A 13,818-nucleotide genomic window follows, 5' to 3' on the forward strand; every position below is an offset into this window, starting at 1 on the left:
GCCTCCTTACTCTACAGTTACCGACTTCGCCAGGTTACGTGGTTTGTCCACATCCAATCCGAGTTCTACACCAATATAATACGATAGCAGTTGCAATGGTACAACCGAAATCAATGGCGCAATAATCTCATCGGCCTCCGGAATTTCCATAAAATCATCGGATAGATTTTCAGAAACGGTATCGCCCTTGGTAACCACCGATATGATCTTTCCCTTACGTGCTTTGATCTCCTGAATATTTGAAACAATCTTCTCGTGATAAGCATCTTTTGTAGCGATAAAAACAACAGGCAAGTTCTCATCAACCAATGCGATCGGTCCATGTTTCATCTCTGCTGCAGGGTAACCTTCGGCATGGATATAGGAAATTTCCTTGAGTTTAAGCGCACCTTCCAGAGCAACCGGGAAATTATATCCCCTACCCAAGAAAAGAAAGTCGCGGGCATCTTTGTACTTTTTGGCAATGGTTTTAATTTTATCAACTTGCGTATCCAAAATCCACTCCACCTTTTCAGGCACTTCATTTAATTCCTTTGCGAGTTTTTGATAACGCTCTTCACTGATGGAGCCTCTCAAAGAAGCAATCTTTAAGGCAATCAGATTCAATACAGTCAACTGTGCTGTAAATGCTTTTGTACTTGCTACGCCGATTTCTGGTCCAGCATGGGTATAGGCACCTGCATCCGAAAGTCGGGCGATAGAAGATCCAACAACATTGACCACACCCAATATAATAGCACCCTGTTTTTTTGCATTTTCCAACGCAACCAATGTATCAGCCGTTTCACCACTTTGGGAAATCGCCAGGATCACATCTCCTGGATGAATAACCGGATTACGGTAGCGGAATTCCGATGCATATTCAACTTCTACATTTATGCGGCACAATTCCTCAATAACATATTCTGCAATAAGTCCGGCATGCCAGCTGGTACCGCAGGCAACAATTACAATGCGATTGGTATTGCTGATCTCATTGGCAAATTTTTCAATGCCGCTGAGTGTAATCTGATGAGATTGCAGATCCAAACGTCCACGCATGGAGTCAAAGATCGTTTGCGGTTGCTCAAAGATCTCTTTCAACATAAAGTGATCAAAGCCTCCTTTTTCAATAGCTGACAGTTCCAGATCCAATTTTTGGACATAAGGTGTGATGCGCTCATTACCCAAATTTTTAAGGATCAACTCCTCCGGTGTGATAATGGCCAGTTCATAGTCATTGATGTAAACAACTTCTTTGGTATACGCTAACATCGGGGAAGCATCTGAACCCAAAAAATGCTCATTTTTACCGATACCAATTACCAAAGGACTTCCCTTACGTGCTGCAATAATACGATCCGGATGACCAGCTTCCAATACGAGGATCACATAGGCCCCGACGACCCGTTTTAAAGCAATACGGATCGCTTCTTCTAACGAGCATTCATTCTGCAATTGGATTTCTTCGATAAAGTTGACCAGAACCTCTGTATCGGTATCACTTTTAAACGTATAACCTTTATTGATTAATTCTGATTTTAAGGAAGCATAGTTTTCAATGATGCCATTATGAATCATCGAGATGCGTCGGCTATTGGAATAATGCGGATGTGCATTCCGATCAGAAGGTTCACCATGGGTAGCCCAACGGGTGTGGCCTATCCCTGTGGTCGACTGTAGATCTTTTCCGTACACAAACTCTTCCAAGTTTGCGACTTTACCTGTTTTTTTGTAAACATCGATCTGCTCACCTTTATGCAATGCCACTCCAGCACTGTCATAACCACGGTATTCTAACTTTTGTAATCCGTCAATGACGATACCATACGCCTGACGATAACCTGTGTATCCTACAATTCCACACATGTATGTCTCAATTTTAAGTGTATATTTTGTTAATGCGCCGCAATGTAATAAAAAATATTTACGCAATCGATTGATTAACCTAAAATTAACACAAAAAAGGCGGCTAATGTTTTATTAGCCGCCTTTTTCTATTGTAAAATGTATTATTTTTTAATGTTCTGCCACGTCGACATGGTCATAATCTTCCTTCATCAAGGCTTCATAATTTGTCTTTTCTTTCTTTCCAAAACGACGTTGAAGACTGTCAAATATGGAGTACACCACCGGTACAACAACCAAGGTTAAAAATAAAGAAGATAACAAACCACCAATGATAACGATCGCCAGACCTCTATTCATATCGGCACCGTCTCCAGTAGCGATTGCGATAGGAATCATACCAAATACCATGGCAATTGTCGTCATCAAAATCGGACGAAGACGCGCGTGATTGGCTGCCACCAACGCATCGTGTGTATTATCGCCAGCTTCCTTACGATGGTTGGCAAAGTCAACCAGCATGATCGCATTTTTGGCCACCAGACCAATCAACATGATGATACCCAAAATCGTAAAGATATTCAAGGTCTGATTTCCCAGCGCCAAGAACAATAGGGCTCCGATAAACGACAATGGAATCGAAAACAAGACCACAAATGGTGTGATAAAACTATCGTATAAAGCAACCATTACCAAGTATACTAGGATAATAGATGCCAATAAGGCAATACCCAAAGTACCAAAACCTTCGGTTTGGTTTTCCATATTACCACCCCAGATAAAGACGATACCCGGTTTACGCGGCAGTTTTTCAAACTGTGCCTGCCACTCTTGCGCTACGGTACCCATTGGTCTACCGATTGCCTGTCCCTGAATGGATACTGCCGGCGACTTGTCGCGACGTTCCAACAACGTAGGTCCCGAACCAAAAGTTACATTGGCAAATTGATCCAAAGAAATAGAGGCACCCTGATTATTGATAAATTTCAGATCACGTACGTTGTCGATATTGGCACGACCATTTTCCGCATAGCGGATATTGATATCGTACTCGTTATCACCCGCTCTGTATTTGTTATCCGTATTTCCTGAAAATGCCGTCTGCATTGTCATCCCCACAGTAGAGACATTCAGTCCCAAAGAGGTCATTTTATCACGGTCGATCTTCACATTAATCTCAGGGTTACCCGCTTCAGAAGTCAATTTGACACCCGCTGCCCCAGGAATCTTACGTAATTGATCTGCCGCCTTCTCTGCAAATTCCTGTGCATCTTCGACAGAAGCACCGATAATGGTCAGCTTCAATGGTGCCTGCTCCGCTCCCATGATACCCACGTTGACGGTTTTGATTTTTGCACCGATCAGTTTATTTTCCAGTTCACGCTTCAGCGTCGCTGAATACACCTGTGAGTTACCCTCAAAATTTTCCTTGTCGAGGATCACGTGGATCTCCGATTTATAACGCGAACCCGTTGTTGAAGCCATACCGTCCGAAGACTGCCCCACTGTCGTAATAATTTCTTTGACATCAGGTTTCGATTTAATATAAGCCTCCGCTTTTTGCGTCAACAAGTTGGTCTTCTCCAGGGAAGCATCTTTATCGAGTTCCAACTGGATGAAAAACTCCTTACGGTCGATACTCGGGAAGAAGTCCGAACCAATATACCCCATACCGACCAAAAAAAACGATGCAACAAGTAAACCGATTGCCAAAAACAACGTAGCCAATTTCGTACCGACGTTCTTTAAAGCCCAGGTCAACAATCCAGCAACCCAATGTGTAAAGCTGTTCAAACCGCTTTCAAAACCATGAATAATACGACCAAAGAAAGAAGTTTTGCTCAAGTGCTCCAATTTACCGAAACGCGAGTATAACCAAGGCACTACCGTAAATGACACCAATAAGGATAATAAAGTCGAGATGATTACCGTCACACAGAATTGTGCCAGGATATTGGCCACCAAACCCGTAGACATCGCGATCGGCAGGAACACTACCACGATAACCAAGGTGATCGCCGTTACGGTAAATCCGATTTCCGAAGCACCATCATAGGCCGCACGCACCTTGTTTTTACCCATCTCCATGTGGCGGTGAATATTCTCGATAACAACGATCGCGTCATCCACAAGAATACCTACTACCAGGGATAAACCGAGTAAAGACATCAAGTTTAAGGTATAGCCCATCAAAAGCAAGCCAATAAAGGTAGCAATCAAAGATAAAGGAATCGCCACCATGGTAATCGCCGCATTACGTAAACTTTGTAAGAAGAACAACATGATAAAGCCCACCAATGCGATGGCAATCATTAAGTCATGGATCACGTTATCAGCTGCATTCAAGGTAAATTCTGAAGAGTCATTGGCCACCAGAATTTTAATATTCTGTGCCGCATAATCCTTCTCTACACCAGAAATTACTTTTCCGTCTTTATCGTGTACCGCAATGGTTTTCTTGACCGCTTCGGACACCGCTACCGCATTTGCATCAGACTGTTTAAAGACCTGCAATAAGATTGTATTCTGACGGTCCAGGCGGGCTACTTTTTCAATCTCTTTGATACCATCCCGCACATCGGCGATATCGCGCAGATAAATCTGCACCCCTGCCGGCGTTGTGATCGGGAGGTTACGCAGCTCCTCGATCGAAGTTACTTTACCCGAAAGACGGATGGTTGTCCGGTTATCACGAGTACTGACGTTACCTGTCGGGAAATCGAGATTGGATGATGCTACAATTTGTTGTACCTGCGAAATTGTCAGTCCATAACCTTCAATTTTCTTCGGGTCTACAGAGATCTGGATTTCCCGTTCCTCACCACCGATCAGGTCCACTTTGGCAACACCATTGATCCGCGCAAAGACCGGCTGGATTTTATTGTCCAAAAGATCGTAGAGTTCTTTTTCCGATAAGTTGGACGTGACGGCCAAACTCATGATGGCCACATCATCCAGGGAGAATTTGGAGAGTGAAGGTGTCTTTACATCATCCGGCAGATCGTTGATCACGGCATTGATTTTCCGTTGAGCATCCGTAAGCAGGAAGTTGACATCCGCACCGTTGTTGAGGGTAATCATGACAATCGATACCCCTTCAAGGGAAGTCGACTCCACCTTTTTGATACTTTCCAAGGATGAAATGGCATCCTCTATTTTTTTGGTCACCGAACTCTCCACCTCTGCAGGTGAAGCTCCCGGATAGACCGTCTGTACCGTAATGACGTTAATTTCAAATTTAGGGACCAATTCATAGCCCAATCGCGTATAAGAAAACAACCCGCCTAATGTCAGTATTATAAATAATACGATAATTATACTGGGGCGTTTTATCGATATTTCGGTAATTTTCATTCGAATAATTTATTTTTAATAGCTATGCAACCGAGGTTCCATCTGCTACCGATTACAGTATGCTCTATTTAATAATCTCTACAGGGCTTTGGTCAAATAGATTGATCTGACCCGAAACAATCACTTGATCCCCATTTTGCAAACCACCTAAGATCTCGATGTAATCACCAAAGTTTCTGCCTGACTTGACGTTTGTTTCGATGGCTTTACCGTTTTTCAGCACAAAGATCTTGTTGTCGCTCACACTACCCACAAAGGCATTACGAGGTACGATCAACGTATTGCTAGCAACACCTTCACCGAAGATGGCTGTACCGTACATACCAGCACGCAATTGGTTCGATGCATTATTTACCTCGATTTCCACCGGGAAGTTTAAGCTGCCATCCGATTTAGGCGCAATAAAAGTTACTTTACCGTTAAAGCGTTGGTCTGCATACACACTCGCTGTCACATCAACAGATTGACCGATCCTTAAGGTAGCCACATTCTTTTCGTCCACATTGACACGCAATTTCAAGGTGGCAACATTGACAATATCGAAGGCTGCAGCGCCCACATTTAGGTAAGTACCCGGTTCGATTTTACGTGCATTGACGATACCCGAAACCGAAGTTTTGATGGTCACATCGCCAGCATTCAATTTAGACGCTTTTAAGTTATTTTTCGCATTCTCAAATTGCAATTTCACCTGGTCTAACTGTTGTTTGGTTACACCACCTGTAGAGAAGGCACTTTCAAAGCGATGCAGATCGGCCTGCGCATTGGTAAATGCAGCCTGCGCATTCGCTACGTTCACATTCAGTTTATCGCCCTCGATGATCGCCAAAGTCTGTCCGGCACTTACATGAGAACCTTCATCAACCAATACTTTCACCACTCTACCTGCAGTTTCAGCTGAAACAGTTACTTCTTGTTTCGGAGAAAATGTTCCGTTAGCCGTATAGCGTAAGTCCATGGAAGATACTTTTGCCGTATCGATACGCACTGCAATAGCCACATTTTTCTTTGCTACCTCTGCAGTTTCGGCCTCATTTTTCTTTTTATTTTTATTTAACACAAAAAATATTCCTGCTAGACCAGCAGCAATAATAAGTAAGGTAATAATTCCGCGTTTCATATTGTATTAGTCAATTATTCTTTAATTAGTGATTTTAATTCGCCATTTGCCTTAATAATCTGTACTTCGGCTACTTTATAGTTCAACAGACTCGTATTTAGATTATTTTCTGCATCAGCTAATGCTTTTTCAGCATCAAGTAATTCTGTTAAAGTTGCTAAACCATTGTTAAAATTGTTTTTGGTATCATCTAGCACACCTTTGGCCAATTTAACATTCCGGCGATTATTGTCGATCGTCAACAAGCTAATCTTAATCTGTGATTTGGCATTTTCTTTCGCCAGATTAAGGCCCAATTTGGTATCCTCAAGATCAACCTGTGCTTGTCTAATCTGAATATCGGCCTGGTTGATTCTCGCTTTTGTTGTTCCTCCGGTAAAGATTGGAACCGAAAGATTTAAACCTATGCTCGAGGTCTTTGGCCAGCTAAAATCGCCACCAATTGGAAAGCCTTTACCAAATCCATTAAAACCAAAATCTCCACCTAAGGATAATTTAGGATATAGATCAGCAACTTTCGATTTCTTGTTCAGTTCGTAAAGCTCAATTTGCTTTTTCATCAACTGTACCTCAGTCCTATTTTCTACATTATCCGATTCTACCGCCAGTGCTACGTTGATATCAAACGTCTCTCCAGATAATTCAATATCTTCCTCGATCGGCTTTCCGATTGCGAATTTCAATGCATTTTCTTTGATCTGTACAGCGTTGGTTGTTTGTTGTTTTTGTGCCTCTAGGTTATTCACATTAACCACCAAGCGATCTAAATCTATTTTTTTTGCAAGTCCAGCTTTGACAAGTCCTTCCGTCACATCTTTCGTTTTTGTGGTACTTTGCAAATTATTTTCTATCGTTTGAAGTTTCAGATGTTCTTGGTAGATATCATAATAAGCATTTGCTACTTTTTCGATCACCTGTTCATCTGTTAACTGCGCATTTATTTGGTAAAACTCTTTTGTTGTCTTAGCAGCTTTCAAGCCTGTAAAGATCGATTGATTAAAAAGCTGTTGATTTAAGGAAATGGCCGCTGTAGAATTCCAGGGTTGTCCCATTTTAATTTTCTGAGTCTGACCACCGGCTTCCAATACCATTTCTGGAATTAACACATTGTATTTTAAGGAACCATTTGCTGTAATTTGTGGCAACGCGCTCCCCCTAACCTCATCAATCTGGTATTGCGAGTTTTCGAGATCTAACTTTGCCTTTTTAGCTTCCTTTTTGTTCTGCAAAGCAAATTTAATCGCATCACTTAAGCTCAATTGTTGCTGTGCATGACTCTGGAAAACCATCGTACCTAATAAAAGGCTGGCTAGTATTCTGATTGTTTTCATTCCTAATTTATTTATCCTAATTTTATATCTACTTTTTATTTATACCATTAAAAAAGAGCTTGGTAGCCAGCTTTTGCTTTTGCAGCACTTCATCAAAACGATCCTGATTAGGAATTCCCGAAATGATATCGGAGATATTGCACATCAGGGATAAACTTTTCATCAATTCCACATAGATTTCGGCCGTTTCATAGAGATGCTCCCCATCGATTTCACCTTTTTCGGCACCGATCTCAAGGATCTCAAACAAGGCTTTCACATCACGGTCGTGTAGGCACTGGAAAAAATCCTGCATGGAAAGTCCCTTGATCCATTCCAGATTTTCATTCATGTGCAACATATAGTATTTCCGGACAAATGCATCGCGCAGTTCCAAAATTTTAATGATCAGCTCGTAGGTGGTGCCCACATGCACAGCCACCATCTTCTCCTCCTCTTCCCTATATTCATCCGTCAAACGCACAATCACATCCCGTATAAGTTCATTCTTTTCCGAATAATAGTAATACAAATTCGCTTTGGTAATTTTTATATCCTCCGCAATTTCATTCATCGTAGTCTTACTAAAACCGTAATGCATAAAGCGTCTTATCGCCGCATGAATGATTTGATCTTTTCTATCTTCCATTCTTCAAAAAACTCCTTTCTACTTTCTGACTTTTATCAAAAATTGTTCAAAAATATAAAAAGTAACATGTTATACAAAATAAATTTTGAAATTGTAATAATTTTGATATTAACCTGACAACAAAACCTTCATGACTTCGCCGCACCAACAGCAATGAAAGTAAACTGAATGTTCTTTCTGGCCAATAAGATCATACACTTTCAGAAAAAAAAAGGCAAACTCGAAAGTTTGCCTTTTATTATACGAACAGATCTATTAGAATGCGACCGTGTTCTGAAAATGTTTTAAAAACTTTCGTTTATCCAATTTATAGAGCCTTGCTGCACGATAGGCTACTCCAGTCTGCACTTCATCGAGCTCTTTTAGAAAGCCATAATTTTGCATTTTCTTTCTAAAATTGCGTTTATCGAGTGGTTTATTCAAGATTCCCTCATACACCAGCTGTAACTGGGTGAGTGTAAATTTTTCAGGCAGCAGCTCGAAAGCAATCGGCTTATAGGCAAGGCGGCGCTGCAACCGCTCCAGACAGAGGTCCAAAATCTGCTTATGGTCAAAGGCCAGTTCAGGTACATTCCGAACGGGGAACCATTTGGCCTGCTTCATATAGTTTGTAACAGGTTTGGTTTTCAATTTGGTATTATCCAGCTGCACGAGGGCGTAATATGCCACCGTCAGAATGCGCCCCTTTGGATGCCGTTTTAATCCGGCAAAGGAATGCAGCTGATCCATAAATACATCTTTCAAACCTGTATTCTCATACAGAATTCGTTTTACGGCATCTTCCATCTCTTCGTCATTATCCACGAAAAAACCTGGCAATGCCCACCAATCCTTAAAAGGATATTCATTTCTTTCGGCCAAAAGAACTTTTAATTCTCCTTCGTGAAAGCCTAATATGACACAGTCAACGGTAAAATTACTATACAAAACTTCTAAATTTATTTATGTGCAATATACTGAGCTAAATTTAGCGGTTACTAATCATCGGGTTATCTGTAACAATTATACGCTTCCTAAACGTGATGCGCAAAAAAATATTGAAAAATTTATTCAAAGTGTAGAATATACACTATAAAAATCTTATATTCGTAAAACCTAAAATATAGCGTGTGATAAAAGAAATTAAAAAAATAGGTGTATTGACGTCGGGAGGTGATGCTCCTGGCATGAATGCCTGTATTCGTGCTGTCGTTCGAACAGCATTACATAAAGGATTGCAAGTAACGGGTATTTATCAAGGATACCAAGGTTTGATCGACGCAAATTTCATTGAAATGGATACGCGTTCGGTCAGCAATATTATACAACGTGGTGGTACAATATTAAAAACCGCGCGTTGCATGGAGTTTAAGACGCCGGAAGGCCGTCGAAAAGGCTATGACAATCTGATCGCTGCCGGTGTAGATGCCTTGGTGGTCATTGGTGGTGACGGTACCTTTACAGGGGCTAATTTTTTCTCCAAAGAATTTGAGATACCTATTATAGGTATACCTGGTACAATAGATAATGACCTTTACGGTTCTGATTATACCATCGGTTATGATACGGCCAACAATACAGTCATTGAAGCTATTGATAAAATCAGAGATACTGCGGCGTCACATGAACGTCTTTTCTTTGTTGAAGTGATGGGCCGTGATTCAGGCTGTATCGCCTTAAATGCCGGTATTGCTGGCGGAGCCGAAGCCATTTTACTTCCAGAGAAAGAAACGGCCATTGACGATCTAATCCGTCATTTAGAAGACGGTGCCATTAAGAAGAAATCGTCATCTATAGTTATTGTTGCAGAGGGCGACCAAAATGGTGGTGCTTATTATGTCGCAAAAAAAGTAAAAGAAAAGTTTGATCATTACGACACGAAAGTTAGTATATTAGGGCATTTGCAACGGGGTGGTTCTCCGACGAGTTTCGACCGCGTGCTTGCGAGTAGATTGGGCTTTGCTGCGGTCAATGAATTATTGGCCGGAAACACACGAGTTACTGTTGGGCTTCGTGGTAATGAAATCAAGACAACTCCAATTGAAGAAGCAATCAGCAATAAGGAAATTAAACTTAGCCCTGATTTATTGGAAATGGCTGAGATTTTATAATCGTAATTTGAACAGACATGATAGCAGTAGTATATAGTGGATCTCGATTTTCAGACTGGCGGTTGGCCGACAAGGGGCGGATCACTACGGGGTTCCGCATGAACGGGATCAATCCTTATCTTCAGGATGAGCGCTCCATACTACAGCATTTGCATAAAAACACCAACCTGATCAACAACGCCGAAAAAATCAGACGGATCTATTTTTTCGGAGCGGGATCTTCGTCGAAGGAACGTAAAGATAAAATAAAAAACGTCCTCGAACGTTTTTTCGTCAATGCGCGCGTACGGGTTGATCATGATGTCATTGCTTCGGCAATTTCCACTTTCGGCGACGAAAGAGGAATTATTGGCATCATTGGGAGTGGATCAAATGCAGCTTATTATACAGGGAAAAAAATCATTGACAATAACTATGGTCTAGGTTATATTCTGGCCGATGAGGGGGCGACAAACTGGAATAGCCAGCAGCTGCTCAAACATTACATGACGGATACCTTACCTGTTGATCTGCGGGACAAACTGGAAAGAGAATTTAACATCGATAAGAAAACCATTTTGGAAAGGGTGTATATTTCCCCACAACCGACAAATTTTCTGAATTCATTTACAGACTTTGTCCTCGAAAATAAGGATCATCTATTCATTAGTCAATTGGTTAAAAATGGGCTTCGTACGTTTATAAAAACCTACATCAAGCCCTTAATGAAAGAATATCCGGACAGTGACGTAAACTTTACGGGTTCAGTAGCGTTTAATTATGAGCACTTGCTTCGGGAAGTTGCCACAGACGAATTTAATATCAGTATTGGTACTGTTGTAAAAGAACCGATACATAATTTAATTAAATATTATATCAATAAAAATTAAGAATATGAAAATTGGAATTAACGGATTTGGCCGTATTGGTCGTTTAGCATTTAGAGCGGCTATCAATCGTCCAGAAATTGAAATTGTTGGTATCAATGACTTAGTTGAACCAGATTATATGGCTTATATGTTGAAATATGATTCAACACATGGCAAATTTGACGGTTCTGTAGAAGTAAAAGACGGTAATTTGGTTGTTAACGGAAAAACTATCCGTGTTACAGCTGAGAAAGATCCGGCAAACTTGAAATGGAATGAAGTAGGTGCTGAAGTAATCATCGAATCTACAGGTTTCTTCTTGACTCAAGAGTTGGCTCAAAAACACATCGATGCAGGTGCTAAAAAAGTAGTGATGTCTGCTCCAGCGAAAGACGACACCCCTACTTTCGTAATGGGTGTAAACCACAAAGAATTGAAAGCTGATCAACACATCGTTTCAAACGCTTCATGTACAACAAACTGTTTAGCACCTATCGCTAAAGTATTAAACGATAAATTTGGTATCGTTGAAGGTTTGATGACAACAGTACATGCGGTTACCGCAACACAAAAAACTGTAGACGGTCCTTCAGTAAAAGACTGGAGAGGTGGTCGTGGTGCATACCAAAACATCATCCCTTCATCTACAGGTGCTGCTAAAGCAGTAGGTTTGGTTCTTCCAGAATTGAAAGGTAAATTGACAGGTATGTCATTGCGCGTTCCTACAGCAGACGTTTCAGTTGTTGACTTAACAGTACGTTTGAACAAAGGTGCTTCATATGAAGAAATCAAAACTGCAATGAAAGAAGCTTCTGAAGGTGAATTGAAAGGTATCTTAGGTTATACTGAAGACGAAGTTGTTTCTTCAGATTTCTTAGGTGATGCACGTACATCAATCTTCGATGCAAAAGCAGGAATTTCATTGAATGATAACTTCGTTAAAGTTGTATCTTGGTATGACAACGAATGGGGATATTCAAACAAAATCGTTGACTTGGTATTAGAAGTTGGTAAATTGTCTTAATCAACTCGACCAATATCCTATAAAGGGGCTATTCGTGTAGAATAGCCCCTTATTTTTTTTCCTTAAAAATCAGCAGGTTGGCGTTTAAACGCAAAAAAAAGCGCTTTTAGCTTTCGTAATTCAAATAATCCGTCTATATTTGCATCATCAATAAGGCAGACAGCTAAATTGAAAAGGTGCCATAGCTCAGTTGGTAGAGCAAAGGACTGAAAATCCTTGTGTCGCTGGTTCGAATCCAGCTGGCACCACCAAAAAGGAAGAACGCAAGGTTCTGACAGATTGAAAGAATAATAATTCCAATGCGAAAATAGCTCAGCTGGTAGAGCACAACCTTGCCAAGGTTGGGGTCGCGAGTTCGAATCTCGTTTTTCGCTCACCTGCCTAGGTGGTGGAACTGGTAGACACGCAGGACTTAAAATCCTGTTCCCGTTAAGGGAGTGCGGGTTCGATTCCCGCCCTAGGTACAAAAAGAGACGCCGAATATCGGTTGTCTCTTTTTTTTTATACCAATATAACCCTTTGCTCCAAATTTAATATTAGGCCATTTCGAGTTCGATTTGAGCGCAATACTACGATTAATATCATCGTAGCATAATTTTTATGTTGCCAATTTGGGATTTCAAAAAAATTAATCGTAATATTGCAATAACATTATGGGACTTACTAAGACAGAAATATTCACAGAAGAGCAGAATCAGCTCGCTACAATGCTCAAAGCGTTGGGCCATCCTGCTCGTATTGCGATCCTTCAATCTATCATCCGTGCAAATTCGTGTATCTGTGGTGATCTGGTTGAGGAACTAGGATTGGCACAGCCAACAATTTCCCAGCACCTTAAAGAATTGAAGAATGCGGGTATTATCCAGGGCACCATTGAAGGTGTACGGGTATGCTATTGCATTGAACCTAAAGCCTGGAAATTATTGAAAACAAACCTGGCAGCTTTCTTTGACTCTTATAAAGAGAACACAAACTGTTGCTAAAAAATTTACATCAATTAATCGTTAAATTGCAATATAACATGAACAACTCCGCATTTATCAACTGGGAAACGTTTAAAACGCAGCTCCAGCAAAACCCGAATCAAATTTTACAATTTGAATATGCAGAAGGTAAATGGGTAGATCCCTCCTACCATATTACAGAAATCAAACAGGCTCCGATCATATCCGTCGATTGTGGTGGCGTAATGAACTCCTGGACTGAAATCATTGTCCAACTATGGGAACCAAGGGAAACAGAAGAAGGCCGTGCAATGCAAGCAAGTAAAGCGATGTCTATCGTGGATATCGTTGAAAAGAAATTGCCGCTTAATCCCAATGCTATTGTAAAAATTGAATTTGGCAACTCGCAGTTCGATACACGCCAAATGTATCCGGGTAATTTTACCGTGTCCGGACAAGATTTAATCGTTAACCTTACTCCAGATTATACCCAGTGCAAAGCCATTAACCGTGGAGGAAGCTGTGGCAACACGTCAGCTGGAGAAGAATGCTGCGCACCCGTTGCTAAAGCCGAACCTGTAAAGCTGGAAATGGTTAATCTGGCTGCTGATGGCCCCGTTTGTAAACCTGGTGGCGGCTGCTGCTAATCAAA

At 41.1% G+C, this 13,818-nt stretch carries 11 protein-coding genes and 3 tRNA genes; 8 read left to right on the forward strand and 6 right to left on the reverse strand.

What is annotated here, in order from left to right; all coding sequences use genetic code 11:
• Positions 1-6: 6 nt before the first annotated feature.
• From glmS to IQ31_RS01655, 6 genes are all read right to left on the reverse strand, one after another.
• Positions 7-1,848, reverse strand: coding sequence for a glutamine--fructose-6-phosphate transaminase (isomerizing) (gene glmS / locus IQ31_RS01630; protein WP_145326906.1), 1,842 nt, complete (start codon positions 1,846-1,848; stop codon positions 7-9).
• 150 nt (positions 1,849-1,998) lie between these two features.
• A complete protein-coding gene (locus IQ31_RS01635) occupies positions 1,999-5,181 on the reverse strand; it encodes an efflux RND transporter permease subunit (RefSeq protein WP_145326907.1) in 3,183 nt (1,060 codons plus the stop codon).
• Positions 5,182-5,245: 64 nt separating this feature from the next.
• Positions 5,246-6,301 carry an efflux RND transporter periplasmic adaptor subunit gene (locus IQ31_RS01640; RefSeq protein ID WP_145326908.1) on the reverse strand — a complete coding sequence of 352 codons (1,056 nt, stop codon included), beginning with the start codon at positions 6,299-6,301 and terminating at the stop codon, positions 5,246-5,248.
• Positions 6,302-6,315: 14 nt separating this feature from the next.
• The gene (locus IQ31_RS01645) at positions 6,316-7,632 is read right to left on the reverse strand and encodes a TolC family protein (protein ID WP_145326909.1); all 1,317 of its coding nucleotides are present in this window, start codon (positions 7,630-7,632) and stop codon (positions 6,316-6,318) included.
• A gap of 28 nt (positions 7,633-7,660) precedes the next feature.
• Positions 7,661-8,260: a TetR/AcrR family transcriptional regulator gene (locus IQ31_RS01650; protein WP_115049042.1), complete on the reverse strand. Its 600-nt coding sequence runs from the start codon at positions 8,258-8,260 to the stop codon at positions 7,661-7,663.
• Between the two features lie 255 nt (positions 8,261-8,515).
• Positions 8,516-9,187 (reverse strand): NUDIX hydrolase, encoded by a 672-nt coding sequence (locus IQ31_RS01655; RefSeq protein ID WP_075992906.1) that lies wholly within the window; start codon positions 9,185-9,187, stop codon positions 8,516-8,518.
• A gap of 185 nt (positions 9,188-9,372) precedes the next feature.
• Between IQ31_RS01655 and pfkA the strand changes: the two genes are divergently transcribed.
• The 8 genes from pfkA (at position 9,373) to IQ31_RS01695 (ending at position 13,813) form a co-directional block, all read left to right on the forward strand.
• Entirely contained in the window at positions 9,373-10,350 is a 978-nt protein-coding gene (pfkA, locus tag IQ31_RS01660) for a 6-phosphofructokinase (RefSeq protein WP_075994837.1), read from the forward strand.
• Between the two features lie 17 nt (positions 10,351-10,367).
• A complete protein-coding gene (locus IQ31_RS01665) occupies positions 10,368-11,219 on the forward strand; it encodes a hypothetical protein (RefSeq protein WP_075992907.1) in 852 nt (283 codons plus the stop codon).
• A 4-nt stretch (positions 11,220-11,223) separates the two neighbouring features.
• Positions 11,224-12,222: a type I glyceraldehyde-3-phosphate dehydrogenase gene (gene gap, locus IQ31_RS01670; RefSeq protein ID WP_070561154.1), complete on the forward strand. Its 999-nt coding sequence runs from the start codon at positions 11,224-11,226 to the stop codon at positions 12,220-12,222.
• 175 nt (positions 12,223-12,397) lie between these two features.
• Positions 12,398-12,473: transfer RNA gene (locus tag IQ31_RS01675), tRNA-Phe, on the forward strand.
• A gap of 50 nt (positions 12,474-12,523) precedes the next feature.
• Positions 12,524-12,596, forward strand: a tRNA-Gly gene (locus IQ31_RS01680).
• A 5-nt stretch (positions 12,597-12,601) separates the two neighbouring features.
• Positions 12,602-12,686: transfer RNA gene (locus IQ31_RS01685), tRNA-Leu, on the forward strand.
• 189 nt (positions 12,687-12,875) lie between these two features.
• Positions 12,876-13,205 (forward strand): ArsR/SmtB family transcription factor, encoded by a 330-nt coding sequence (locus IQ31_RS01690; RefSeq protein WP_075992909.1) that lies wholly within the window; start codon positions 12,876-12,878, stop codon positions 13,203-13,205.
• A 38-nt stretch (positions 13,206-13,243) separates the two neighbouring features.
• Positions 13,244-13,813 carry a DUF6428 family protein gene (locus IQ31_RS01695; RefSeq protein ID WP_145326910.1) on the forward strand — a complete coding sequence of 190 codons (570 nt, stop codon included), beginning with the start codon at positions 13,244-13,246 and terminating at the stop codon, positions 13,811-13,813.
• Positions 13,814-13,818: the final 5 nt, after the last annotated feature.

The sequence above is a fragment of the Sphingobacterium siyangense genome (genome assembly GCF_007830445.1).
GTDB classification, from domain to species: Bacteria; Bacteroidota; Bacteroidia; order Sphingobacteriales; family Sphingobacteriaceae; genus Sphingobacterium; species Sphingobacterium siyangense.